The sequence below is a fragment of the Pseudomonas sp. P4_B4 genome, from assembly GCF_056402255.1.
Window position 1 is genome coordinate 99,852 of record NZ_JBFUHS010000008.1, and the last position, 26,692, is coordinate 126,543.

The window sequence follows — 26,692 nt, forward strand, 5'->3', positions numbered from 1 at the left end:
ATGAACGCCAGCCTGCCGCCCGAGCCGGGCATCCGTGTCAGCCTCGCCGACCTGATCGAGATGCGCCATCGCGTGCGCGAAGTGCAGCTGTTTTCCACGCCGAGCCAACGCAGCCCGCTGATCGGCCTGCACCATTCAAAATTGCGCGGGCGTGGTGTCGACTTCGATCAGGTGCGGGTCTATCAGGCCGGCGACGATGTGCGCACCATTGACTGGCGCGTGACTGCGCGCACCCAGGAACCCCACACCAAGCTGTTCCACGAAGAACGTGAGCGGCCGATTTTCATCATGGTCGAACAAAGCCGCCGGTTGTTTTTCGGCTCGGGCCTGATGTTCAAGTCGGTGCTCGCCGCCCAGGCCGCGAGCCTGATCGGTTGGGCAGCCCTGGGGCACAACGACCGGGTCGGCGGCCTGGTGTATGGCGACAATGTGCACTACGAAATCAAGCCTCGGCGCAGCAAACAAAGCCTGCTGCAGTTGCTCAACCGGCTGGTGCGGGTCAACCAGTCGCTGACCACCGAAGGCGAGCCGGACCGCGACGCCTTTGGCATTGCCTTGCGCCGAGCGCGGGAGGTGTCACGCCCGGGCAGCCTTGTCATTGTGATTTGCGATGAACGCGCGCTATCGGAAAGCGCCGAGCAACAGCTGAGCCTGTTATCGCGTCATTGCGACCTGCTGCTGCTGCCGGTGTCCGATCCGCTGGATCATGCCCTGCCCGCTGCTGGCCTTTTACGTTTCGCCGAACGCGGTGCGAAACTGGAACTCGACACGCTGAATTTCGACCTGCGCCAGGCTTACCGGGCACAGGCCGAAGCACGCATCGCGCGCTGGGAGCTGCTCGCACAGAAACTGCGGGTGTTGATGATGCCCCTGAGTACCCAGAGCGAGATGGTCGAGCAATTGCGCGAATACCTGAACCCACAGAAACCGGGGAAAGGTCGATGAGCAGCCTTGATCAACTGCAACCATTGATATCCCCGCCACCGGTGGAATTCTGGCCTCCGGCACCGGGTTGGTGGTTGCTGCTTCTATTGGTGCCACTGATCGGTTTGGGCCTGTGGAAGTTGTGGCGCTTCATTCCACGCAAACGCCCCGTGGTACGCGCCGAACAACCGCTTGACCCGGTGCGCCTGGCCGCCCTGGCAGAGCTGGCCTTGATGCCCAAACCCTACGACGGTGCGCCAGCCGGTGCCTGGCTGCAGCAACTCAATGGCTTGCTCAAGCGCCTGTGCCGCAACCACTATCCCTACAGTCAGAGCCACACCCTCAACGGGCGCAAGTGGCTGGCGTTCCTCGACAATCGCTGCCCGGCAGCCGGGCTGACCCGCTGGATGGTGCTGGTCGAAGGCGCCTACAAACCCGAATGCAAACTCGACGACAAGGCCATCGCCGGCCTGACCCAGGCCGTCGAAACATGGATTCGCAAGCATGTTTGAGTTCGCCTGGCCGTGGATTTTTGCCCTGTTGCCGCTGCCGTGGCTGATGCGCATCGTATTGCCGGTGGCCGACAGTGGCGAACCGGCGCTCAAGGTCAGCTTCCTCAGCGACCTGGAAGGCCTCGCCGGGCGTCGCGCCCGGGCCAACCTGCCGGCATGGCGTCAGCAGGCACCGTTCATACTGCTGTGGATGTTGCTGCTGGTCGCGGCGGCGCGCCCGCAGTGGCTCGGCGAACCCTTGCCGATTGCCGCCAGTGGCCGCGATCTGCTGGTGGCAGTGGACGTTTCCGGTTCCATGGACTTCCCTGACATGCAGTGGCAGGACGAAGATGTGAGCCGACTGGCGTTGGTCCAGCATCTGCTCGGAGACTTTCTCGAAAGCCGCGAAGGTGACCGGGTCGGCCTGATCCTGTTCGGTAGCCAGGCCTACCTGCAGGCACCGCTGACCTTCGACCGCCACACCGTGCGCGTCTGGCTCGATGAGGCACGCATCGGCATTGCCGGCAAAAACACCGCCATCGGCGATGCTATCGGCCTGGCCCTCAAGCGCCTGCGCTCGCGTCCGGCAACAAGCCGCGTGCTGATACTGGTCACCGACGGCGCCAACAATGGCGGCGAAATCGACCCGCTCACCGCGGCGCGGCTGGCGGCCAAGGAAGGCGTGAAAATCTACCCGATCGGCATCGGTGCCGATCCGGAGCAAAGCGGCACGGTCGGCTTTCTCGGCGTCAATCCGAGCCTGGACCTTGACGAGCCTTCCCTCAAGGCAATCGCCGAGGCCACGGGTGGCCAGTACTTCCGTGCGCGCGACGGCAAGGAACTGCAGACGATCAAGGACACCCTTGACCAACTGGAGCCCGTGGCCCAGCAACCGACCCAGGCCCGCCCGACCCAAGCCTTGTATCACTGGCCGCTGGCCCTGGCTCTGTGGTTGAGCATGCTGCTGCTGGCCCCCGTACTCTGGCCGGACAACCCGTTGCAACGCCTGTTTACCAAGGATCTGTATTTGCAAACGCAATTGCTGCCCGACTGGCGCCAGCGTCTCAAACGCCTGCGCCTGCGGAGGCGCCGATGAGTGCGCTGTGGCCCTACTGGTTCCGCCCCTGGTGGCTACTGTTGCTGCCGGTGCTTGGCTGGTTGCTCTGGCAACTCTGGCACCGCAAGAAGCGCGCCGGACGCTGGCAGATGATTCTACCTCCAGCCTTTCACACGGCACTGCTCAGCGGTGGCAGTGGACGTGACAGTAAATTGCCCTGGATCGCCCTCGGCCTCGCCTGGCTGTTGACCGTGCTCGCCCTGCTGGGTCCGGGCTGGCAGCGTGTCGAGCAGACCAGTCAAAAGCCTGCCGACCCGCTGGTGGTGATTCTCGAGCTGACCCCGGAAATGCTCGCCACCGACGTCACGCCCAACCGACTCGAACAGGCACGACGCAAGCTGCTTGACCTGCTGCAGATCCGCAGCGACGCGCAAACCGCCATCGTCGTCTACGCCGGTAGTGCCCACACGCTGGTACCGCTGTCAGATGATCTTTCCACCAGCCGCAACCTGTTGGATGCACTGAAACCGTCATTGATGCCAGAGGCCGGTCATCGCGCCGATCTGGCGGTGCTCAAGGCCCTGGCGCTGCTCGAACAGGCGGCTTTGGGCGACGGCCGGATCCTGCTGATTGGTTCGTCCCTGACCGAACCAGAGCGGCTGGGCATCCGTCGCGCGCTGAACGGCAAATCGACTCAATTCCTGATGCTCGGCATCGGCACCGCCGAAGGCTCGCCCATCACTCAGGAGGACGGCAGCTTCCTCAAGGATGAACAAGGCGCCATTCTCGTGCCGCGCCTCGACGAGCCTGGCTTGAAAAGTTTTGCCAACGACCTGGATGGTCGCTATCGCCAGGCGCGCCTGGACGATAGCGACCTGCACGCCCTTGGCCTGCTCGACGGTCCACGCAACTTGCGCAATGACGGTCAGACCTTGCGCCTGGACACCTGGGCCGATCAGGGTTACTGGTTGCTGCTGCCACTGTTGCTGCTCGCGGCCTGCGCGGGACGTCGCGGTTGGCTGCTGTGCCTGCCGCTGCTATTGGCGCTGCCTCAACCGAGCTACGCCTTCGACCTCGCGGACCTGTGGCTGCGTCCTGATCAACAAGGCGTGCACTTACTCAGACAGAAGCGTCCGGCGGAGGCCTCCCGGCGCTTCGAAGACCATCAGTGGCAAGGCGTGGCGCTCTATGAGGCCGGCGACTACGCAGGCGCCGCCGAGCGGTTTGCCGAAGGCGACAATGCCCACGCCCACTACAATCGAGGCAATGCCCTGGCCAAAAGCGGTGAGCTGGAGGCAGCCCTGGACGCTTACGAACAGGCACTGGAACGTCAACCGGATTTGCGTCCGGCACTGACCAACAAGGCGCTGGTCGAACGTCTGCTCAAGGAGAAAAACACGCCACCCGCTCCTGAGCCAGACGCAGCCAGCAACGCCCGACCCGAAGCCGAATCCCAGGAGCCACCGCCCGGCGCCGCCGCCCAACCCTCGAGCAGCGGCGAACCGAAAACCGAGGGGCAACCGCCCCGCCCGGGAGAAGAACAATCGCCCACCACACCGCCAAAACCGGGGACCAACAAAGTACCGGGCAGCGAACTGGATGACGAACAACACACCACACCGCCCTTGCGCCCGGCCACCGACAGCATCGAAGGTGAACAGCGCCAGGCACTGGAGCAGTGGCTGCGACAGATCCCGGATGACCCCGGTGAACTGCTCAGGCGCAAATTTTGGTACGAACAGCAACAACATCAGGATCAGGAAGAAACTCGATGACCCGCTTCACCGTTTTATTGCTCGCGCTGCTGCATGGCCTGTTGTTCTGCACGGTTCAGGCACAGGCAGCAGAACTGGTCGCCAGTGTTGATCGCAGTCGCCTGAGCTCGGGCGAGACGGTCGAACTGACCCTGGAATCCAGCGATGTCACTCAGTTCGGCAAACCTGACCTGACAGCGCTGGAGCCGTTGTTCGAAGTGCGCGGCACACGCCAGGTCAACCAGTTGAACACCCTGAGCGGTGAAAACCAGGCCACTACCCGCTGGATCGTCACCCTCCTGCCCCGGCAAAACGGCAGCGTGGTGATTCCGTCACTGCAACTGGGTGAACTGCAGAGCCAGCCGATCACCCTGCAAGTGGTCGAGAGCGAAACACCGGACAACCCGGACAAGCGGGCCCCGGTGTTCATTGATGCCAGCCTCGATCAAACCAGCGTCTACGTTCAGGCTCAGGCAGTCCTGACCCTGCGCATCTACCATTCGGTGTCGCTGTACGACGACAGCAGCCTGCCGCCCTTGCAGATACCTGACGCACGCATCGAACAATTGGGCGAATCACGCACCTACGAAAAAGACATCGACGGCCAGCGCCATGGCGTGATCGAAATGCGCTACGCGATCTACCCGCAACACAGTGGCGAACTGATCATTCCGGCGCAGGTCTTCAACGCCGCGCTGGTCGACGCACAACCGGTACAGGACACCGCCCAGGGGCCGAAAGCCGGCAAGTTGATGCGCGTCACCTCGACCGAACTGCTGTTGACGGTCAAGGCCAAACCCATCACCTATCCGGCCGACGCGCCCTGGCTCCCTGCACGCAGCCTGACCCTGAGCGAAAGCTGGAACCCGGAACCGGATCACGCCCAGGTCGGCGATTCACTGACCCGCAGCCTGACGGTGAAAGCCGAAGGCTTGTCCAGCACCCAACTGCCACCGCTGCCCGGCACCGAAGTCGGCGGTCTGCGTCGCTACCCGGATCAACCGGTGCTCGGCAACCAGAACAGCGAACGCGGCCTGGTCGGCAGCCGTGAAGACCGAGAAGCCCTGGTGCCTACACGGACCGGCGCCATCGAGTTACCCACCGTCGACGTAGTCTGGTGGAACACCCTCGAAGACCATCTGGAACACAGCAGCCTGCCTGCCCGCACGCTGCACGTGGCGGCCAACCCGAGCCTGATGGTCGACACCCCGTCCGGCGCCTCACCGATCGATGCCAGCGCCGACAGCGAAGCACTTTGGCGCTGGAAGCTCAGTACTTTGATCCTGGCCTGCACCACCCTGCTCGGCTTCGGCCTCTGGTGGCGTGGCCGCTGGCAACCGGCGGTGGCGCGTGTCGCTCAAACCGGCCCTAGCCCGCGCACCGTGCTCGACGACCTAAAGCGCGCCTGCCAGGCCAACGACTCCCACGCCACTCGCCAGGCCCTCGACGCCTGGGCCCGCCAACAGCCGGAAACCCTGGCCGACATGGCCGCCCGCTTTGTGCCTCTATCCGACGCCCTCGACGGCCTGAACGGCGCGCTGTACAGCGAAACCGGCCAGTACTGGCAGGGTGACGAGTTGTGGCGGGCGATCAAGGCGATCCCGATTGCCGAACGGGCGCAGGACCCGGTCGGTGACAGTGGGTTGCCGCCGCTTTACCCCAAATAAACACCGACCCTTGTGGCGAGGGCGATTGCCTGTGGCGAGGGAGCTTGCTCCCGCTCGGTCGCGAAGCGGCCGTAAATCCGGGCAACTCGGTGTACCAGAAAAAACTTGGGGCCGCTTCGCGGCCCAACGGGAGCAAGCTCCCTCGCCACAAAGCATTCCATTGCGCGACCGGGCATTTAAACCAGTAAACTCTCTCCCCTTTCGCCGCCTTCATTTTTCCCGCGGCCATTACCTATTTTGTAGCGGAGTCCGCCTTGCGCTTGTTTCACACCTCCGACTGGCACCTCGGGCAGAACCTGCACGGCCAGGATCGCGATTTCGAACACGGCTGTTTTCTCGACTGGCTGCTGCGCCAGCTGAAACTGGATCAACCGGATGTGCTGTTGATTGCCGGCGATATCTTCGACACGGTCAATCCGCCGGTCAAAGCCCAGGAACGCCTCTACGACTTCATCGTTAGCGCCCACGAACAGCAGCCGTTGCTGACCATCGTGATGATCGCCGGCAACCACGATTCCGGCTCGCGGATCGAACTGCCCGCGCCGTTGATGCGTCGCTTGCGCACTCATGCCCTCGGTCGTGTGTTGTGGCTCGACGACGGTCAACTGGACGCCGAACGCCTGTTGCTGCCCTTGCCCGATGCCAGTGGTGAAATCGCCGGCTGGTGCCTGGCGCTGCCATTCTTGCGCCCGGCGGAAGTCACCGGCGCGCACTTGGGCGACAACTACCTGCGCGGGATCGGTCAGGTGCACGAGTCGCTGATCGAAGCGGCCAACGCCAAGCGCCAGCCGGGTCAGGCACTGATCGCCATCAGCCACGCGCACATGGCCGGCGGCTCGGTGTCGGAAGACTCCGAGCGCAGCCTGATCATCGGCAACGCCGAAGCCCTGCCCGCCAGCCTGTTCGGGCCGAGCATCAGCTACGTCGCCCTCGGCCACTTGCACAAGCCGCAGAAGGTCAACGGCGAGGAGCGCATCCGCTACAGCGGCTCGCCGATTCCGCTGTCATTCTCCGAGATCAGCTATCAGCACCAGATTCTCGACATCAAGCTCGACGGCGAAACCCTGCTTAGCGTCGAGCCGAAACTGATCCCCCGCGCGGTCAACCTGCAACGCATCGGCCCGGCGCCATTGAGCGAGATCCTGCTGCAACTGGCGGACCTGCCGAACATCGACCTGTTGGCCGACATCCAGCGCCAGCCATGGCTGGAGGTGCGGGTGCGCCTCGACGAGCCGCAGCCCGACCTGCGCAATCAAATGGAAAACGCCCTGCAAGGCAAGGCCGTGCGCCTGGTGCGCATCGCCGCCGAGTACGCCGGCAACGGCGGCCGTGACGGCGTCGAGGACGGCAACACGCTGATCGAACTGGACCAGCTCACGCCTCAGGAACTGTTCAGCCGCGCCTGGCAGGACAACTACGGCAGCGAGGTCGACGAGCAGACCCTCAAGGACTTTGCCGAGCTGTTGCAGGACGTGCAAATGGAGAGCGAACAACCATGAAAATTCTCGCGATCCGCCTGAAAAACCTCGCCTCCCTGGCCGGGCCGTTTGAAATCGACTTCACCGCTGAACCCCTGGCCAGTGCCGGACTGTTCGCCATCACCGGCCCCACCGGCGCCGGCAAAAGCACCTTGCTCGATGCCCTGTGCCTGGCGCTGTTTGGCGCCGTACCGCGCCTGAACAACACCGGCCGCGATGCCAAGGTGCCGGACGCCGACGGCGAAATCGCTACTGGCGACCCGCGCACCCTGCTGCGTCGCGGCACGGGTGAAGGCTATGCGGAAGTGGATTTCGTTGGTGTCGACGGCCGTCGTTACCGTGCCCGCTGGGAAGCCAATCGCGCCCGGGACAAGGCCGCTGGCAAGCTGCAGGCCAGCCGCCAGAGCTTGCGTGATATCGATCAGGATCAATTGCTCGCCAGCCAGAAAGGCGAATACAAGACTCAGCTCGAAGCCGCGCTGGGGCTGAATTTCGAGCAGTTCACCCGCGCGGTGATGTTGGCGCAAAGCGAGTTCAGCGCATTCCTCAAGGCCGATGACAACGACCGCAGCGAACTGCTGGAAAAACTCACCGACACGGCGCTCTACACCCGCCTCGGTCGTCGGGCCTTCGACAAGACCAAGGAGGCTCGCGAGGCGCACAAGCTGCTGCAGGATCAGGCCAGCGGTGTGACGCCGCTGTCACCCGAAGCCCGCGCAGAACTGGATGAGCGCTTCAACCAGGCGCAGCAACAACTCAAGACCCGACAGGCGCAGCTCAAACAGCTTGAACTGCAGGACACCTGGCTCAAGGACCTGCGTCGATTGCAGGACGAACATCTGGCCGCCAGCGAACAACTGCAATCGGCGCAGACCCACTGGGAAGCCCTGGCCAGCGAGCGTTTGAGGTTCACCCGCCTCGAACAGCTGGCCCCACAACGGCACCAGTTCGCCCGTAAGGCCGAGGTCGATGCGCTGCTGACACCCTTGGCGGCGCAAATTGCCTTGCATGCGCAGCAGCACGGCGAACTCGGCGAGCGCCAGACACAGCTTGAGCAACTGCTGAGCAGCGCCCGGATCGCCTTGAGCGAAACCCAACAACGACAAGCCGACAGCACGCCGTTGCTGCGTCAGGCCTTCGAAGCGCAAAGCACCCTCGCCCGCCTGGCCAAGGACACCGCCCTCAGCGCCGAAGCCAGGCAACAGGCGCAACAAGCCTGTACTCAGGGCCAGGGCACGATTCAGACCTTGCTCGATCAGCAAACACGTGGCGCCGGGGACTTGCAGCGCATCGCCACCGGGCTGGAGCAAAGCACGCATCTGGCTCCGTTGAGCGATGCCTGGAATGCCTACCGTGATCGCCTGCAACAGTTGATGTTGATCGGCAACCGGTTGAATCAGGGCCAGGCCGAACTGGCCAGCCTCGAACAAAACGCCGCGAGCACCGACCAGGCACTCACCGCGCACAAACAGCAACTGGAGCTGCTGTTCAAGGAGGCTGGTGCCGAACCGGACGCTGTCGCCGAGCAGATCGGCATTCTGGGCAGCCTGTTGCAGGACAACCGCAAGCAACTGCGCGCCGTCGAAGACCTTGCACGCCTGTGGGCCAGCCAGCAGGACCTGGACAAGCGCGGCGCCGAGCTGCAACAGCGCCAGCTCACCGCGCAGCAGGAACGCGAACGCCTGACCCAGGACGGGGTCAAGGCCAAGGCTGATCTGAGCGTTGCCGAACAGACCCTCAACGTTACGCGCGAACTGCTGGAGCGTCAGCGTCTGGCGCGCAGTGCCAGTGTCGAAGAGCTGCGCGCGCAGTTGCAGGACGACCAGCCTTGCCCGGTCTGCGGCAGTAACGAACATCCCTATCATCAGCCCGAAGCCCTGCTGCAGAGCCTCGGCCGTTTTGATGAAAGCGAACAGGCCAACGCGCAAAAGGCCGTCGACCTGCTCAAGGAAAAACTCACTGACTTGCGAGCTGAGGTCGGCGGGCTGATCGCCCAGCAAAAGGAACTGCTGCAACAACAGGAGCAACTGGCGACCCAGCAGCAGGCCCTCGCCCCGAGCCTGGAAGCGCATCCGCTGGCTGTCCAACTGCTGAATCAGGATGCCGCCAAACGCGATGCCTGGCTCATCCAGCAAAACAGTCAGCTCAACCAGAGCATCAGCCAGGACGAGCAACGGCAGAGCGCGCTGCTCACCCTGCAACAGGATGCCGCACGCCTGACCCAGCAACTGCGCCATGCCGAAACCGCGCACCAGCAAGCGGCCCAGCACCTGAGCAATCAACAGCGCGAGCTGGGCAACGACCGCCAGCGCCTGGACGAAGAACTCAGCGCATTCGCCAACCTGCTGCCGGCCGAAACCCTGCAAGCACTGCGCGTCGAACCGGCCGCGACCTTCATGCAGCTCGACCGGCAGATCGCCGAACGCCTGGCGCAACTCGAGCAACAAAAGGAAGAACTGGCCGAGCAGCAACAGCGCCAGCAAAACCTGGAGAAGGAACAGGATCGCCAGCACAGCCGCGTGCAGCAATTGCACGCCGCCGAACAGCAGTTCACTGGACTGGCCGAGCAGCAACAGGCGAGCCAGCACACGCTCGGGCAATTACTCGGCGAACACAGCAGCGCCGAGCATTGGCAGCAGCAACTGGAACAGGCCGTGGAACAGGCGCGCAGCGCCGAAGCCACTACCGGCCAGGCCCTGCAGAACGTCCTCACGCAGTCAGTGCAAATCGCCGCCGAGCTCAAGTCCCAGCAACAGCACTTGCACGTGTTGGAAAACGAGGACCGTGAACTCGCCGGCAAGATCGGCGACTGGCGCGCCCGCCATCCCGAACTGGACGACGGCGGCCTCGAAGACCTGCTGCGCGTCGACGACACCCAGGTCAGCGAACTGCGCCAGCGCTTGCAGCACAGCGAAAAAGCCATCGAACAGGCCAGCGTCCTGGTGCAGGAGCGCGACAAGCGCCTGCTCGATCACCAGGCGCAACACAACGGCAACCTCGATGCCGAGCAGTTAGCCAGTGCGCTGATCGACCTGCAAAACCTCGCCGCCACCAGCGAGCAACACTGCGCTGAACTGCGCGCCGAGCAGGCCGAGGACCAGCGCCGGCAGAACGCCAATCAGGCCCTGGCGCAGCGGATTGCCGACGCCTACAACGAGTATCAACGCTGGGCGCGCCTGAATGCGTTGATCGGTTCCGCCACCGGCGACACCTTCCGCAAGATCGCCCAGGCCTACAACCTCGACCTGCTGGTGCACCACGCCAACGTGCAATTGCGCCAACTGGTGCGCCGCTATCGCCTCAAGCGCGGCGGCAGCATGCTCGGCTTGCTGGTGATGGACACCGAAATGGGCGACGAACTGCGCTCGGTGCATTCGCTGTCCGGTGGCGAGACCTTCCTGGTCTCGCTGGCGCTGGCCCTCGGCCTGGCGTCGATGGCGTCGAGCACATTGAAAATCGAGTCGTTGTTCATCGACGAAGGCTTCGGCAGCCTCGATCCGGAATCCCTGCAACTGGCCATGGACGCCCTCGACGGCTTGCAGGCCCAGGGCCGCAAGGTCGCGGTGATTTCCCACGTACAGGAAATGCATGAACGGATTCCGGTGCAGATTCAGGTCCAACGCCAGGGCAACGGCCTGAGCACCCTGGAGGTGAAATGAACACGCTGTACTCCTTCCGCCGCTGCCCGTACGCCATGCGCGCACGCATGGCCCTGCGCTACTCGGGCGTGGCCGTGGACATTGTCGAAGTCAGCCTGAAGGCCAAGCCCGCCGAGATGCTCGCGCTGTCGAGTAAAGGCACGGTGCCGGTGCTGAGCGCCGATGGCCGGGTGATCGACGAAAGCCTCGACATCATGCGCTGGGCCCTGGCACAGAACGATCCGCAGGACTGGCTGCTCAAGGACGATCCTGCCGCAGCGGCGCAAATCGCCCCCCTGATCGAACAGAACGATCAGGTGTTCAAGGTGCACTTGAATCGCTACAAGTACGCCGAGCGTTATCCCGAGCAGCCGATGGAGGTTTATCGCGGTGAGGGCGAGGTGTTTTTGCAAAGGCTGGATGAGTTGCTGGAGGGACGCGACTACTTGCTGGCCGATCATCCAAGCCTGGCCGATGCGGCGTTGATGCCCTTCGTGCGGCAGTTCGCCCATGTAGACCGCGACTGGTTTGCGCAGACGCCGTATCGGCGGTTGCAGGATTGGTTGCAGCGGTTTTTGGAGTCGGACTTGTTTACCGGTGTGATGCGCAAGTAAAAACACCGACACTGTGGCGAGGGAGCTTGCTCCCGCTGGGCTGCGAAGCGGCCCCAATGTCAGGCGGTTGGTTTTTCCAGGCAGACCGCGTTAGGCGATTTGCGACTGCTGCGCAGCCGAGCGGGAGCAAGCTCCCTCGCCACAAAAGCCCTTCATCGACAGCAGGCTTCAGACCAACACCTCACACATCCCGATCGCCGTGCAATCCACCTGGAACGGCCCGAAAACCACCCCTTCATTCCTGATCGGCGGATTGCCGGCCAACATCCCCTGGGCATTGGCGTTTTCGATGCTGCGGGCAATGTTGTGGTTGGCTTCGATGGCCCGTGCCACCGAGCCCGCCGAGCCCTGGCCGATCCCCAACAGGGAGGATCCGTTGGTCATGAACGCCAGGAAGGCGATGACCCAGAGTCTGTGCCCTTTCATGCGCCGACGACTCCTGCGAGTTCAGCCTGATCAACGTCCGCGTTTTGCGCACGGTGTTCAAACTGGATGCCGGGATAAGCAACCTGGATCGGCGCTTCAAAGGTGGATTGCGACTGCGCTGAAAGGCTGACCACCAGCACCATGGCAAGGTAAAGACCGATCGCCACATAGGCGCCGTGTTTGGCAGAAGTGAGAATTGTGCTGGCCATGATGTTCTCCGCAGGCATGTTTCAATGCCCACAGAATCGATCAAAAAAGCCTGGGTAACCACTCAGGGTTATCCATAGTGACCATCAACCTCATTGATCATTAAGCCAGACTATTTCAGTCTTCAATAAAACTTATCAAGCGCTCGCGCGCAGCCTCCGGCTCACCTGGGACAGGGTCGGCTGCCGACAGAATGGGAGTGGAATAGAGAAACAGAAGAACCAATGCCAGACGCGTCACCATGCTGCCGATCCTTGCCGTGAGGGGGAGTCAAAGAATCAGCGTCAATTTAAACGTATGGCTATGTGATATCAAGCGCGACATTGATGGCAAACTGATACTGTCGCAAATGCGTTATGCAGGAGCAACATCACTCTGATCGTTTTCAACACCCGTGTTTCAACATCAGGGTCTTCGATCATCAGTGACTTCGCTCCTGCATAAAGGCAGGGTTGAACGTTCAGGCTTGGGTTTTGTGATCCAGCGCGGCGTAGAAGTTGGCGCTCTGTTGCAGGTACTTCTGGGTGTAGCTCTGGGTGTGGGCTTTTTTGTCGCTGATTTCAACGTTGGCACTGGCTGGCAGCGCAACGGTGGCAGAAATGGCGGAAGCGGCAATGACAGAGAAGATGTTGAAGTTCATGGCGGTATTCCTCGGATTCAGTTGGCTTGCTTGCCCGGTGGGGCCGTGAAGCAAACTTAACCCTCGAGGGTTCGTGCCTTGAAATGCTTTGTAGCAGTACCAGATATCAGCGTCATTGATAAAAGCAGGCAGGCCCCATCAACCGGGGCCTGCGGCTTATTGACGCAGCAGAAACCTGAGGTCGCTCGGGGCGTCCATCGGCAGTTTTTGCACGGTCTTGCCCAGCAGACCGCTCCTGGCATCGCGCTCGACGACGACAATCTGGTTGCTTTTCTGGTTGGCGATCAACAGGAATTTGCCGCTCGGATCGAGGCTGAATTCCCGCGGATGATCGCCCTCCACCGCCCGCCGTTGCAGCTCACTGAGGTGGCCGGTCGCCGGATCGATGGCAAACACCAACAGTTGATTGGCCGTGCCACGGTTGCTGACGTAGAGGAACTTGCCGTCAGCCGAGGCATGCAACGCCGCCGCAGCCTTGTCCGAGACAGGTTGCCCAGCAGCCAGATCGACCATCTGCGTCTGTTTGAGTTGGCCGTCGTGGTAATCGAACACCGCTACTTGCGCGCTCATTTCCATGGTCAGCCAGGCGTGTTTGCCATCGGCGCTGAACAGCAGGTGGCGCGGCCCGCTGCCCGGCGGCAGCTGCACGAATGCCGGGGTGGCCGGGGTCAACGGCCGTTCCGGATTGGCCTTGGGGTCGAAGCGGTAGGCAAACACCTTGTCAGCGCCCAAGTCATTGGCGAACACGTATTTGCCATCCGGTGACGGGATGGTCGAATGCACGTGGGCCGAGGCCTGGCGCTCGGGATTGACCCGGCTCGCCGGGTGGCTGCTCATCTGCACCACCGGTTTGAGCTTGCCATCGGCCGCCACCGGCAATACCGCAAGGGTGCCGCCCGGGTCTTCGGCCACCGAGTAATTGCTGACAAACAAATGGCTGCCATCGGCGCTGAGACTGGAATGGGTCGGCTCGTTGCCCAGGCTTTGGGCCTGGCTGACCAGGCTCAGCGCATGGGTCTTGGGATCGATCGCGAAACTGCTGACGCGCCCTACCGGGTCCGTCTGGCCCGGGCCGTTTTCGTTGACCACGAACAGGTGTCGCTGATCCTTCGACAGGGTCAGCCACGACGGGTTTTCACTCTTGATCACTTGCAGGGGGCTGGCATCGATCTGCCCGGTGCTGCTGTCGAAAGCCAGGCGGTAGATGCCTTGGCTTTGACCGGCGGTGTAGGAGCCCACCAGCAGTTGATAGTCATCGGCGGATGCGACCTGGACGCCCATGGCGCCGATGCTGCCGGCCATCAACAGTGGCCAGAGGTTACGCATCGTCCTGGTCGTCATCTTCGTTGTCACCGCTGACGACATCACCCAGGCACACCAAACGGTGTTCACCCGAGTCACCGGTGATCAACCAGCTTTGCAGCGTGGTGTCGAAGGTCGCGGCCTGGATCTGCGCCGGGGTGAACTCCCAGTGTTTGGCCGCACGGCCATCCATGCATTCAATGTGCAGGTTATCGAACTCGTCGAGGGCGAATTCGAAGGCATGCAGCCCGTCGATTTCGACCATTCCGCAGTGTTCGAGGGCATTGAGCAAGGTGTCGGTTGGGGCAGTCATGGCAATCAGTCTTTGAATGAGAAAGACGCAATGATAGCTCATAGCACCCCATTTCCCTCGGTTGGAATGACCAACCTGTGGGATTGTGACTGACAGTTAAAGCGCCTCGCGGGACGATTGCCCATCCACCAGTCGCTGGATACGCAGCGGATTGCCGTTCTTCAGCGCATCCGGCAGCAAGCTGTCCGGGTAGTTCTGGAAGCACACCGGGCGCAGGAAACGATCGATGGCCAGTGTGCCCACCGACGTACCGCGCGCATCGGATGTTGCCGGGTAAGGCCCGCCGTGGACCATCGAATCGCAGACTTCCACGCCCGTCGGATAGCCATTGAGCAGGATGCGTCCGACCTTCTGTTCCAGCAACGCCGTCAGCCCGGCGAACTGCTCGAAGTCTTCCGGCTCGCCAATGACGGTGGCGGTCAACTGGCCGTGCAGGCCGTTCAAGGCGGCCGTCAGTTGTGCAGGATCCGCCACTTCAACCACCACAGTGGTCGGACCGAACACTTCCTCTTGCAACACTTCATCGCCATCGAGCAGCAGGCTGACATCGGCCTTGAACAACTGTGGCTGTGCCTGCTTGCCCTGTTGCGGATTGCCGGCCAGATGCTCGATCCCCGGATGCACGAGGAGCTTTTGCAACCCTTGGCCATAGCTGCTCAGGGTTCCGGCATTGAGCATGGTTTGCGCCGGCTGGTCGCCCATCAACCCGGCCACTTGCTGCACAAAGGCACTGAATGACGCGGAACGAATGCCGATCACCAGACCGGGATTGGTGCAGAACTGGCCGCAGCCCTGGACCACCGACGCCGTGAGGTCCCGGGCGACCGTGTCGGCCCGCGCCTGCAACGCCTGGGGCAACACGATCACCGGGTTGATGCTGGACATCTCGGCGAACACCGGAATCGGTTGCGCACGGGCCGCCGCCATGTCGCACAAGGCTCGACCGCCCTTGAGCGAACCGGTGAAGCCCACGGCCTGAATCGCCGGATGCTTGACCAGTGCCTCGCCGACGCCCCCGCCGTAGATCATGTTGAACACGCCCGCCGGCATGCCGGTTTTCTCGGCGGCGCGAATGATCGCATCCGCCACCCGTTCAGCCGTGGCCATGTGACCGCTGTGGGCCTTGAACACCACCGGGCAACCGGCGGCCAGCGCCGAGGCGGTATCGCCGCCGGCGGTGGAGAACGCCAGCGGAAAGTTGCTGGCACCGAACACCGCCACCGGCCCGAGGCCGATACGGTATTGACGCAGGTCCGGACGCGGCAACGGTTGACGCTCCGGCAATGCCCGGTCGATCCGTGCGCCGTAGAAATCACCGCGACGCAAGACTTTGGCAAACAGGCGCATCTGCCCGCAAGTACGCCCACGCTCGCCTTGAATTCGGCCTGCGGGCAACGCCGTTTCGCGGCAGACCACAGCGACAAAATCATCACCGAGGGCATCCAGTTCATCGGCAATGGCCTCGAGAAACTGCGCCCGCCGCTCCGCGCTCAGGCTGCGATAGGCCGGGTACGCGGCCGCCGCCGCACTGGCCGCCGCATCGACTTCCTGCGGGGTCGCCTGATAAAAATCGTCGGGCAAGGCCTCGCCCGTCGTCGCATCGACACTCTGCAACTTGACGCTACCAGCGGCGCTGCGTTGGCCGCCGATGTAGTTGTGACCAAGAATCCGGGTCATGGGTAAGTCCTCAAAGTGTGCCGACGGTGCCGGGCGCGAAAGCCGCTGCGACCGGTGCGATGCCATTGACCAATGGCGCGCCGAATTCGGCCTGGGTGATCTCGAACACGTCACCCGGCTGCGTGCGAATGCCGTCGGCAAAGGACAGGGTCGCGGTGCCGAAGAAGTGAATGTGCACATCCCCCGGGCGCAGGAACTGGCTGTACTTGAAATGATGGAATTCGAGGTTGGCGAGGCTGTGGCACATGTTCGCCTCGCCACTGAGAAAATCGTTCTGCCACAGCACTTCGCCGCCGCGCAGGATGCGGCTGGTGCCCGCCAGATGCTGCGGCAGTTCGCCGACCCGCAGTTCCGGGCCATAGCTGCAGCTGCGCAGTTTCGAGTGGGCCAGATACAGGTAGTTCTTGCGTTCCATGACGTGGTCGGAGAACTCGTTGCCCACGGCAAAGCCCAGGCGATACGGCTTGGCGTCGTGACCGATCACGTACAGGCCAGCGATCTCGGGCTCCTCACCGGCATCTTCGGCAAACGGCGGCAGGGGAAACGGCAGGCCCGGCCTGACGACGATGCTGCCATCGCCTTTGTAGAACCATTCCGGTTGCACACCGGCTTCATCCGCCGCCGGCTTACCGCCCTCCACGCCCCACTTGAAGATGCGCATGGTGTCGGTCATCGCGGTTTCGTCGCCACTTTGCTGGTGCATCTTGTCCCGGGCCGACGCGCTGCCCAGATGGGTCAGGCCCGTGCCGCTGACCAGCAGGTGCGCCGGATCCACATGGTCCAGCGGCGACAGGATGCGCCGCTGCGTCAGCAGTTCGGCATAGTCATGGCTGATGCCCAGCCCCATACTTTGCACCTGTTGCTCAAGGCTTGCGCCCGCCTCGATCGCCGCCAGCGCCAGATCGCGAACGGTGCGCGCGTCCTGTACTTCACGGACCAGGCCTGCCTCGACAACACCGACACGGCGTTCGCCGTTACTCAATTCGAACTGAACCAAACGCATGAATTTTCTCCTGTTAACCCAACACTTCAAAACAACGCAGTCCCCCTGTGGGAGCGAGCCTGCTCGCGAAAGCGGTGCATCAGTCGACATCAATGTCGGATGTGACGACCTCATCGCGAGCAGGCTCGCTCCCACAGTTGATCGGGGCTGATCCCAAGATTCAGGTACGGGAAGCCCCACGTGCACTGGCCGCAAACTCATCGGCCGGCAACACGTGCTTGCGTTCCAGCAAGCGATACACCACACCGGTCAACACCAGCCCGAACACCATCACCCCCGACAGAAAGTACAGGCCCGAAGCCAGGTTGCCGGTGTATTCCTTCAACGCGCCGATCACGAATGGACCGAGGTAGCCGCCGAGGTTGCCCACCGAGTTGATCAAGGCGATCCCCGCCGCCGCACTGGCGCCGGCGAAGAAGCGGCCCGGCAAGGTCCAGAACACCGCCGTGCAGGAGAACAATGCGAACGCCACCAGGCACAGCGCCGCCAGTTGCAGCACCGGCACCGACAGCCAGGCGCTGAGGAACAGGCCGATCGCACCCAGCACGTAAAGCACGGCGAGGTGGCCGTAGCGGTCGTTCAAGCGGTCGGAACTGCGCGGAATGATCAGCAGGCCGATGATCCCGAAGACGTACGGCACCGCCGAGACAAAACCGGTCACCAGGTCGCTGCCGCCGAACTGCTTGATCAGGGTCGGCAGCCACAAGCCCAGGCCATAGATGCTCAGGGTCACCGGCAGGTAGAACAGCGCCAGCAGCAGGACGCGCTTGTCCTTGAGGGCGTGCAACGGGTTGCCGTGACGGGTCTGGCCGTAGGCATCCAGATCCTTTTTCAGCTCGCCGCTCAGCCAGTCCTTTTCCGCCTGATCCATCCACTTCACTTGCTGCGGGCCGTCCGGCAGGTAGCGCAGCACCGGCCAGGTCAGCAGGATCGCCGGGCAGCCGATGACGATGAACAACCACTGCCAGCCGTGCAGCCCCAACACGCCATCCATGCCCAGCAAGCCACCGGACACCGGGCCGGTGATCATCATTGCGATGGGTTGCGACAGGATGAACAACCCGAGGATCTTGCCGCGATGGCGCACCGGGAACCATTGGGTGATGTAGTACAGAACGCCCGGGAAGAACCCGGCTTCGGCGGCGCCGAGCAGAAAGCGCATCACATAGAAGCTGTTCGGCCCCTGGACGAAGGCCATGCCGATGGTGATGGCGCCCCAGGTGACCATGATCCGCGCGAACCAGCGCCGTGCGCCGAAGCGGTCGAGCATCAGGTTGCTGGGGATTTCCAGCAGGAAGTAGCCGATGAAGAACAGCCCGGCGCCAAGACCGTAGGCGGCATCGCCCAGGCCGATGTCTGCGCCCATGTGCAATTTGGCGAAGCCCACCGCGGAGCGGTCCACATAGGCGATCAGGTACAGCAGGATCAGGAAGGGAATCAGTTTCAGCGTGATGCGACGGATAAGCCGCAGTTCCTGGCTCATGAGATCGGTCTCCGATTGTTGTTGTTATAGAACCTCGGGGGACGCCTCTCGCGAAAAATTCGCCAGGGCCATCCCTCCGTTTGAGCAGACTATATAGTAATACTATTTACTCAACAACACTTCCAAAGTGCTCAATTTGAGCCTATGTTACGCCTCAGCTCGAACAATATAGTCATACAATAAGAGAACCGATCATGTCTGATAAGAAACCCACCCTGCGCTCCGCCCAATGGTTTGGCACCGCCGACAAGAACGGCTTCATGTACCGCAGCTGGATGAAGAATCAGGGCATCGCCGACCATCAGTTCCATGGCAAGCCGATCATCGGCATCTGCAACACCTGGTCGGAACTGACCCCGTGCAACGCGCATTTCCGCCAGATTGCCGAGCACGTCAAACGCGGGGTGATCGAGGCCGGGGGCTTTCCAGTGGAGTTTCCGGTGTTCTCCAACGGCGAATCGAACCTGCGCCCTACCGCCATGCTCACCCGCAACCTGGCGAGCATGGATGTCGAAGAAGCCATTCGCGGCAACCCGATCGATGGCGTGGTGCTGCTGACCGGTTGCGACAAAACCACCCCGGCCTTGCTGATGGGCGCCGCCAGTTGCGACGTACCGGCCATCGTCGTCACCGGCGGGCCGATGCTCAACGGCAAGCACAAGGGCAAGGACATCGGCTCCGGCACCGTGGTCTGGCAGCTCAGCGAACAGGTCAAGGCCGGCACCATCAGCATCGACGATTTCCTCGCGGCCGAGGGCGGCATGTCCCGCTCGGCCGGCACCTGCAACACCATGGGCACCGCCTCGACCATGGCCTGCATGGCCGAAGCGCTGGGCACTTCCCTGCCCCACAACGCGGCAATTCCGGCCGTGGATGCGCGCCGTTATGTGCTGGCGCACATGTCCGGCATGCGAGCCGTGGAAATGGTGCGCGAAGACTTGAAACTGTCGAAGATCCTCACCAAGGAAGCCTTCGAAAACGCCATTCGCGTCAATGCCGCCATCGGCGGTTCGACCAACGCCGTGATCCACCTCAAGGCCATCGCCGGACGCATTGGCGTGGAGCTGGACCTGGATGACTGGACCCGTATCGGCCGCGGCATGCCGACCATCGTCGACCTGCAACCGTCCGGGCGCTTCCTGATGGAAGAGTTCTATTACGCCGGTGGCTTGCCGGCCGTGCTGCGTCGCCTCGGTGCAGCCAACCTGATCCCGAACCCGAATGCCTTGACCGTCAACGGCAAGTCCATCGGCGAGAACACCAAGGACGCGCCGATCTATGGCGAGGACGAAGTGATCCGCACCCTCGACAACCCGATCCGCGCCGATGGCGGCATCTGTGTTTTGCGCGGCAACCTGGCACCGCTGGGCGCCGTGCTCAAGCCGTCCGCCGCCACGCCCGAATTGATGCAGCATCGCGGCCGCGCGGTGGTGTTCGAGAACTTCGACATGTACAAGGCGCGGATCAACGATCCGGAACTGGACGTGGATGCCAACTCGATCCTGGTGATGAAGAACTGCGGGCCGAAGGGTTATCCGGGCATGGCTGAAGTGGGCAACATGGGCCTGCCAGCCAAGCTGCTGGCCCAAGGTGTGACGGACATGGTGCGTATTTCCGATGCACGCATGAGCGGCACCGCGTACGGCACCGTTGTGCTGCACGTCGCCCCGGAAGCCGCTGCCGGCGGACCGCTGGCCGCAGTGAAAGAAGGCGACTGGATCGAACTCGATTGCGCTAGCGGCCGTTTGCACCTGGATATTCCGGACGCCGAACTGGCCGCGCGCATGGCCGATCTGCAACCGCCACAGCAATTGTTGGTGGGTGGCTATCGCCAGTTGTACATCGACCACGTGCTGCAAGCGGACCAGGGTTGTGACTTCGACTTCCTGGTCGGTTGCCGCGGGGCTGAGGTACCGCGTCACTCCCACTGACACCACCCTCGTGAAGGTGTGAATCAACTACTGTGGCGAGGGAGCTTGCTCCCGCTGGGCTGCGAAGCGGCCCCAAAACCGGAACATGCGCTTTTCCAGAAATACCGCATTCACCGATTTTTCGACTGCTGCGCAGCCGAGCGGGAGCAAGCTCCCTCGCCACAAAGTAATCCCTATCCTCAGGCCTGATGATTACCTCCCGCGCCTGCTATCATGCGCGACACCTATTCGCACAGGACCGCGCCGTTCCCCATGGATTACCGCAAACCCTCCGACCGCAAAAGCATGCACTCGCGCATCGTCCAGGAACTGGGCATGCAGATCGTCTCGGGACGTTTCCTGCCGGACGACAAGCTGCCCGCCGAAGCGCTGTTGTGCGAAGAGTATGCGGTCAGCCGGCCGGTGCTGCGTGAAGCCACCCGGGTCCTGGTCGCCAAGGGCCTGGTGTATTCCCGCCCGCGGGTCGGGACCGTGGTCAAGCCGCGCAAGGACTGGCACATGCTCGATCCGGACGTGCTGCACTGGTTGATGCAGAGCAGTCCGCAGAATCAGTTCTTTGACCTGCTGACCAGCGTGCGCAGCATCATCGAACCGGCCGCTGCCGCCCTCGCCGCGCAATTCGCCACGGAAGCGGACATTGCCTCCATCGGCGAGGCCTACCAGCGCATGGAAGCCGCGCCGACGCCGGAGGCCCTGTTGCAGCCGGACCTGGACTTCCACAGTCGCATCGCCGATGCAACGCACAACGACTTGCTGGCCAATTTGTGCAACATGCTCTCGGTGGCCATTGCCGAAGCCTTGAAGCATTCGAACCAGCGGCCGAACCTGCATGAGCTGGCACTGCCCCGGCACAAGGCGATCCTGACCGCCATCGAAAACCGCGATGCCCTCGGCGCGCGGCATGCGACGCTGGTGCAACTGGACGATGCCCGCAGCGCGCTGAATGTCGTACTCGGCTCCGAGCTGTCCTGAGCGACACATCGGCCGATCGCCAGGCACGATCCGACACAATTCTCGAGTACCCAGGTGGTAGCGGGATACCGCACTCGCCTGCGACAAACTCGCCATTCTGGCAGCGAAACCACACTTCTTTCGCTACAGAACGGTATCCGATATGCAGAATCAATCCGCCGTCCCACCAGACGCAACTCAGGGGCAACCCACACGCCCCGCTACCAGCGACGCTCCCGCTCAAGCGGTCGCCCGTCGATTCGCCAGCCGACCGACATTGCGCCAGGTCGCCGGACAAATGCTTCACGCCAGTATCCTGGAGCACTACCCGCCTCTGGCCCTGGACCTGGATGTCACCCGGCTGGCCATACCCAACCGGACGGGGGGATGGGACCTCAAGCTATTGATCGACGTGGCCCTGGACTATCTGGGCAACAACACATCCCTGAATCTCACGGCAGAAATTGACGGACGCGTACACTTCCTCACCAACCGCGCGCCCTCGCACCTGACTTATGACGCGCAAGGGCCAAAACGTCCCGACATGGGCGTTATCCAGGAAAAAATCCAGTCATTGACCTTGACCCTGGGCACCCGGTTTCAGGATGCCCTGACGGCCTACTGGAACCAGGCGCACGACACGAAGGTCAGCCACTGGCAATGGCTGGGTGACCTGTTGGCAAGCGGTCTGAACAGTGCGGCAAGCCTTCTTCCCACGGCTCAAAAAGATGACAGGGCCGCACTCTACGAACTGGCTCGACACCCCGACCGTCGTGAGCGCCTGGCCATCCCCCACCCTGACGGTTTTGTGCATGCCTATTGCCTGGAAACCTGCTTGATCCGCAACGGCGAAAGCACGTCCTTCACCACGCCGGACCTGCTCGTGGTGCAAGGAAGCCGGATCTTTTTGTACCGTGTTTCAGGCCGTCTGCAGTCGTACCCCAGCATGGAAGCGCTCAATCAGGCCTGGGGCCGTGAGGTGGAGTGCCAGTTCAACGCCGACAAAATCGTCATCAAGCGTTCCGAGCCCGATGGAAATATCTTCGATACTCAGGCCGCGTTGCTGCTGGAGCGTCAGTTGGAGAATCTGGACGCCATCCGGCTTCCCGCCGACCAGGGGGTTCGCGCCCTGGAAGAACGCTTCGCGGCCAGTACCGACCCGGCCCCTTACTTCAGCCATGCTCCGGCACCTGGCCAGCAACCTGTCGAAAAGATACGCGCGACCCTGCCCCAATGGCTCAAGGACGCCAGCGACAGCGAGCGTACCGAATATCGTCAATTGCTGGTCGAGCAGGCGCAGTTGCAACGACAGACCGGCGGCAAGTCCTTCCTCGACGGCATCGAAAACCTGCATGATTTCACCAACAACGCCTTGCGTGATCAGATACACCTGGACCATCCCGATTCCGATTGCGAACCTGGCGATCTGGTGCTCAATTTCCGGGTGGCGGCCGGTGATCTGGGCAGCGGCTTCATCACCCGCGTCCCCATGACGCTGACCGAACTGGCCATCCAGAACCTCAGCGCCACGCCCTCGGGCAGCATGGCCATCACGGACAAGACCGGCAAAGCCGTCCCGTCGTGGCTGACCGCCGACTACATCCTCGGTGAAAAAGGTCTGTTTAGCAGCACCGAAGGGCTGATCAGTCGGGTGAACATCGGCGAACGTTACCCGCACACCCTCAAAGCCCTGCTGCTCGATGACAACAGCCAATCGCAACGTCGCGAAATCCGGTTTGGCCAGGCGCTCAAGGTACACCTGCCGCTTCAGGCGCTGGAACACACAATCCGCGGCGAGCACGGGCTGAGCTTCCAGGGATACCGACTTATAAAGGCCGTCTTGCACATCCAAGCACCCGAGCGCGTCGTCGACGGCCAGGACATCGTCGTCCGTGCGCTTGCCTTTACCCGCAAGGCCGGTGCGGTCGCCGATGTCGTCGACAACATGTTCATCATTGAACCGCGGGACACCGGCATCGGCCCGCACATCCTGTATCGGCCCGTATACCAGGACGCCTTGCAGCAATTCTCCAGCCGTGAAGCATTGTTCAACGCCATTGCACAAGCCGGTCCCCTGCAAGACAGCGTACTGAGCTGGCTGCCGGACAGGGCCCGGCCGATCTACAGCAATGACGGGTTCAACAGCCCCCACATCCTTCGTTTCGGCCCGGGAGACGACACCGTCCGTTGGGAAAAACCGGAGCCGGCACAGTTGGCTCAGGGCTCCAGCACCGAAGAAGTATCTGGTTCGCTGGTACAGGCGCTGGCCACCGGGAATCTGACGCAGTACCTCTACGCCAGCAACGCACGGGCGCTCATCGACCTGGCTGACAGAGAATCGGTTTCCAACGCCGAAAACCGCTGGGCCATCGTGCGCGAGGGCGGCTGGTTGCTGTTCAACGCCTTACTCCTGCCAGTGCTTCGTGGCCCTGCGATGCTGGCCGGCTGGATGCTGCAGCTGGCCGTCGCCCTGAAAAGCGATGTGACGGCGCTGCACAGCAACGACCCGACAGCCAGGGAACTGGCCTGGGTCGATCTGCTGCTCAATGTCGGGTTGATCCTGTTGCATGTTTCTCCCCAACCCCATCGGCCCGGGCTTTCGACACCGGCACCCCGGCCGGCGGAGCCGCCACCGCGCCTCGCCCGCCTGCGTCGTCCACCCCAGGATGTCGCTCCTGCGACCGCCGACATCGAGCAAGGCGTGGTCGGCTTGCCCGCAGAACCTCCGGCCGCTGATCACACCCGGATCGATTTCATTCACTCCACCGCCAGGGATTCCTCAAGCCAGCGCCTGTTGAATGCATTACTCGAGCTCAAGGTCGCCTGGCCCGTCCCGGTTCCCGCCCCCGTTGAAATCGGCATGTTCAAGGGGCTGTACCGTATCGACCATCAATGGCATGCCTCACTGGGAGGATTGCTGTTCAAGGTCAGTATCGTTCCAGGGTTCGGCGACGTTTACATCATTCACCCCGAAAAGCCGCTCCATCCCGGCTTCAAGCTCAAGACCGACGGACAAGGCAGATGGTCGCTGGACACGGGTCTGAAGCTGCAGGGCGGAGGCCCCAAAAATCGACTCAAAGCCAAACTGGCGGAAATAGACAAGAAACGTGAGCAAGCCACCGTTGAGGCCAACCGAATCGGTGGGACCGTATCGACGCTGGCAACACAGGCAAAGGATATGGACCGGCAACTGGAAGCCGCAAGAATCGTGTACGCCAGCGCCGACAACGAACTGAAAACCGCCGGTATACGTCTTCGCGCATCGCCCGAGGATCAGGCCCTCCAGGGCGACCATCGGCTCAAGGCCATTGCGCGATCGCGCAGTCGGCTGGATTTCCAGGTATTGCAGGAAAGAGACCAGGTCATTGTCGATCAGTTGATCCAGGCCCGTCGCGATTTGATCCAGGCCTATCGACAACTCAAGGACGTTGACATGCGCTTCGAATACGAGGCAAAAGCGACCGGCGAGTACACGGCGATCCTGTCCTCCTACGGACTGAGGATCTATCGGCTGGCGACCCTCTACCTGGCCAGCTTCGTTTCCGAGCAAGGCGAGTCGCTGATCGAGTTGCAACGCAACAGCAATGACATCGAAACCGCCCAGCGCATGTACGACCTTCTGCAATCCCTTTTTGCCGCCTCCGAGCGACATACCCAGGCAATCATCACACAGGATGGGGTTCTGACGGAGCTTGCGCAGGACTTCAAGACCGGGCCGGCACAACGCCTGAAATACCTCAAAAGCCATCCTGACCGAAGGTTTTCCAACCGAGTCACCGCCATCCTCGAATCGCTCGACATACTTAACATCTTGAGCATTGATACCACCGTCGAAGCGAAAACCCCGCAGGAGCAGTACTTTCTCAAGGTTCATGAAGACCGTCTGGGCGCCATGTCAGCGCTCGAAGACTCCCATCTGGAGCTGCTGAGCACGGATGGTTTCACCTCCCAGGAGCGCAAGGACGTCTTGATCAACCTGGTCAGGCACTACAGAAGACGCCTGCAAATCAACACCTCACTGCTGGAGCTTGAGTCCCCCTTGATCCGCCCCCGCTATATGTCGCTGCTGATGGAGCGTCTGGAGATCGCACGGGACAATGCCGAGACCGAACTGGCCGATCTGTTGCGCGAGGACGAATTTCTGCCGGTATTGCCCGTCGCCTTCAAACCCGTCAAAACACCGTCGAAGACCAAACGGGTGTTCAAGTCACGGGATAACGGCGCCTTGGTGGGAGAGCTGGAACCGGCGAGCGCAGGTATGCCGTTTCCGACAATCGTCACCCGAAACCCGGTCACCCTCCAGGTCAGTGGACGGTTCATGGAGCACCCCAATGAGGGATGGGTCGAAGTTGTCGAAGCCGCGCCGGTGCGGCCTGTGCACGCCGCGCAACCGCGTACTGTTGCCGCGCTGCGCACGGAGGGGCAGCGACTGATCGACGAAATCCCGGCCATTGAGCGTTCAATCGAATTTCAGAAAAGAAAGCTCAGTGATCCGCAACGACGGGATGAACTCAACCCCCGCGACTGGAGCGATATGCTGGAACACCAGGCCGAACGGATCGAAATGCTGGCCAGCGAACTGGAGCACGCCCAGCCAGACAACCCGCAAATCAGCAACGTGCTTGAATCATTGCGCAACACCGCCAGCGAAACCCGGCTCAAAGGCCAGCAACATTGCATCGAGGGATACAAGGCACAACGTCCCCGACAGGAAAGTATCGAGTACCTTCGCGATCGCCAGGCGGTGGACATCGGGCTGGTACAGGCACTCAAGCGGACGGCCGCCAAAGACTATCTGACGGAATTCGCCATTCGGGAGAAAAACTCGGACACGGTGCTGTGGTACGCGCATTTCCACTACGCCCAGGCGAACAGCGCGCCCTCGACCTACACCATCGCCCACCTCAAACGTCCCGAACATCGCTTCATGACCCTCAAGGATCTGATTGCCCAAGCTGGGCCGGACAACAAGGTGATCATCCGCGACCTCTACAGCCCCGTTACCCCACCACGGGATCAAAGGCTGTTTCTGGACCTGTTGCCTGTTCGGTAGTCGAGTCGCCAACTGCGAAGCAAGCCGCCAGAAACGTCGAAAGCCGCGCCTTTTCAGGTCGCGGCTTTCGGTGTCAGGGCAAC

Annotated in this window: 20 protein-coding genes; 11 read left to right on the plus strand and 9 right to left on the minus strand. The window is 62.3% G+C overall.

Annotated elements, in window-relative coordinates; translation table 11 throughout:
- From AC1DVE_RS11880 to AC1DVE_RS11915, 8 genes are all read left to right on the plus strand, one after another.
- Positions 1-945 (plus strand): DUF58 domain-containing protein, encoded by a 945-nt coding sequence (locus tag AC1DVE_RS11880; protein ID WP_046037168.1) that lies wholly within the window; start codon positions 1-3, stop codon positions 943-945.
- The gene (locus AC1DVE_RS11885) at positions 942-1,436 is read left to right on the plus strand and encodes a DUF4381 domain-containing protein (protein ID WP_223460999.1); all 495 of its coding nucleotides are present in this window, start codon (positions 942-944) and stop codon (positions 1,434-1,436) included. Before AC1DVE_RS11880 ends, AC1DVE_RS11885 begins: the two co-directional genes overlap by 4 nt.
- Positions 1,429-2,511 carry a vWA domain-containing protein gene (locus AC1DVE_RS11890; RefSeq protein ID WP_223460997.1) on the plus strand — a complete coding sequence of 361 codons (1,083 nt, stop codon included), beginning with the start codon at positions 1,429-1,431 and terminating at the stop codon, positions 2,509-2,511. Before AC1DVE_RS11885 ends, AC1DVE_RS11890 begins: the two co-directional genes overlap by 8 nt.
- Positions 2,508-4,247 carry a VWA domain-containing protein gene (locus AC1DVE_RS11895; RefSeq protein ID WP_477783947.1) on the plus strand — a complete coding sequence of 580 codons (1,740 nt, stop codon included), beginning with the start codon at positions 2,508-2,510 and terminating at the stop codon, positions 4,245-4,247. The genes AC1DVE_RS11890 and AC1DVE_RS11895 overlap by 4 nt, the downstream gene beginning before the upstream one ends.
- Positions 4,244-5,893, plus strand: a complete 1,650-nt coding sequence (locus AC1DVE_RS11900) for a BatD family protein (protein ID WP_223460993.1) — start codon at positions 4,244-4,246, stop codon at positions 5,891-5,893. Before AC1DVE_RS11895 ends, AC1DVE_RS11900 begins: the two co-directional genes overlap by 4 nt.
- Positions 5,894-6,147: 254 nt before the next feature.
- Positions 6,148-7,392: an exonuclease SbcCD subunit D C-terminal domain-containing protein gene (locus AC1DVE_RS11905; protein ID WP_223543636.1), complete on the plus strand. Its 1,245-nt coding sequence runs from the start codon at positions 6,148-6,150 to the stop codon at positions 7,390-7,392.
- Positions 7,389-11,030 carry an AAA family ATPase gene (locus AC1DVE_RS11910; protein WP_223460989.1) on the plus strand — a complete coding sequence of 1,214 codons (3,642 nt, stop codon included), beginning with the start codon at positions 7,389-7,391 and terminating at the stop codon, positions 11,028-11,030. Before AC1DVE_RS11905 ends, AC1DVE_RS11910 begins: the two co-directional genes overlap by 4 nt.
- Entirely contained in the window at positions 11,027-11,623 is a 597-nt protein-coding gene (locus AC1DVE_RS11915) for a glutathione S-transferase (protein WP_223460987.1), read from the plus strand. Before AC1DVE_RS11910 ends, AC1DVE_RS11915 begins: the two co-directional genes overlap by 4 nt.
- Before the next feature lie 168 nt (positions 11,624-11,791).
- Here AC1DVE_RS11915 and AC1DVE_RS11920 read toward each other — a convergent pair whose 3' ends face one another.
- The 9 genes from AC1DVE_RS11920 to AC1DVE_RS11960 all read right to left on the minus strand — a co-directional run bounded on the left by AC1DVE_RS11920 (position 11,792) and on the right by AC1DVE_RS11960 (position 18,674).
- Positions 11,792-12,049: a hypothetical protein gene (locus AC1DVE_RS11920; protein WP_223460985.1), complete on the minus strand. Its 258-nt coding sequence runs from the start codon at positions 12,047-12,049 to the stop codon at positions 11,792-11,794.
- Positions 12,046-12,258: a hypothetical protein gene (locus tag AC1DVE_RS11925; protein ID WP_223460982.1), complete on the minus strand. Its 213-nt coding sequence runs from the start codon at positions 12,256-12,258 to the stop codon at positions 12,046-12,048. Before AC1DVE_RS11925 ends, AC1DVE_RS11920 begins: the two co-directional genes overlap by 4 nt.
- A gap of 115 nt (positions 12,259-12,373) precedes the next feature.
- Positions 12,374-12,499, minus strand: a complete 126-nt coding sequence (locus AC1DVE_RS11930) for a hypothetical protein (RefSeq protein WP_259674415.1) — start codon at positions 12,497-12,499, stop codon at positions 12,374-12,376.
- Between the two features lie 217 nt (positions 12,500-12,716).
- A complete protein-coding gene (locus AC1DVE_RS11935; RefSeq protein WP_007979950.1) occupies positions 12,717-12,896 on the minus strand; it encodes a hypothetical protein in 180 nt (59 codons plus the stop codon).
- 156 nt (positions 12,897-13,052) lie between these two features.
- Complete coding sequence (locus tag AC1DVE_RS11940; protein WP_223460981.1) at positions 13,053-14,222, minus strand: lactonase family protein; 1,170 nt, start codon at positions 14,220-14,222, stop codon at positions 13,053-13,055.
- Positions 14,215-14,553, minus strand: coding sequence for a DUF5629 family protein (locus AC1DVE_RS11945; RefSeq protein ID WP_223460979.1), 339 nt, complete (start codon positions 14,551-14,553; stop codon positions 14,215-14,217). The genes AC1DVE_RS11940 and AC1DVE_RS11945 overlap by 8 nt, the downstream gene beginning before the upstream one ends.
- Before the next feature lie 54 nt (positions 14,554-14,607).
- On the minus strand, positions 14,608-16,188 hold the full coding sequence (locus AC1DVE_RS11950; protein ID WP_223460978.1) for an aldehyde dehydrogenase (NADP(+)): 1,581 nt from the start codon (positions 16,186-16,188) through the stop codon (positions 14,608-14,610).
- A gap of 10 nt (positions 16,189-16,198) precedes the next feature.
- On the minus strand, positions 16,199-17,191 hold the full coding sequence (gene araD1 / locus AC1DVE_RS11955) for an AraD1 family protein (RefSeq protein WP_223460976.1): 993 nt from the start codon (positions 17,189-17,191) through the stop codon (positions 16,199-16,201).
- A 160-nt stretch (positions 17,192-17,351) separates the two neighbouring features.
- The gene (locus tag AC1DVE_RS11960; RefSeq protein ID WP_223460974.1) at positions 17,352-18,674 is read right to left on the minus strand and encodes an MFS transporter; all 1,323 of its coding nucleotides are present in this window, start codon (positions 18,672-18,674) and stop codon (positions 17,352-17,354) included.
- A 194-nt stretch (positions 18,675-18,868) separates the two neighbouring features.
- Between AC1DVE_RS11960 and AC1DVE_RS11965 the strand changes: the two genes are divergently transcribed.
- From AC1DVE_RS11965 to AC1DVE_RS11975, 3 genes are all read left to right on the plus strand, one after another.
- On the plus strand, positions 18,869-20,605 hold the full coding sequence (locus AC1DVE_RS11965; RefSeq protein WP_223460973.1) for an IlvD/Edd family dehydratase: 1,737 nt from the start codon (positions 18,869-18,871) through the stop codon (positions 20,603-20,605).
- 252 nt (positions 20,606-20,857) lie between these two features.
- Complete coding sequence (locus AC1DVE_RS11970; protein WP_191628001.1) at positions 20,858-21,577, plus strand: FadR/GntR family transcriptional regulator; 720 nt, start codon at positions 20,858-20,860, stop codon at positions 21,575-21,577.
- 277 nt (positions 21,578-21,854) lie between these two features.
- Positions 21,855-26,609 carry a dermonecrotic toxin domain-containing protein gene (locus AC1DVE_RS11975; RefSeq protein WP_223460971.1) on the plus strand — a complete coding sequence of 1,585 codons (4,755 nt, stop codon included), beginning with the start codon at positions 21,855-21,857 and terminating at the stop codon, positions 26,607-26,609.
- The last annotated feature ends 83 nt before the right edge of the window (positions 26,610-26,692 follow it).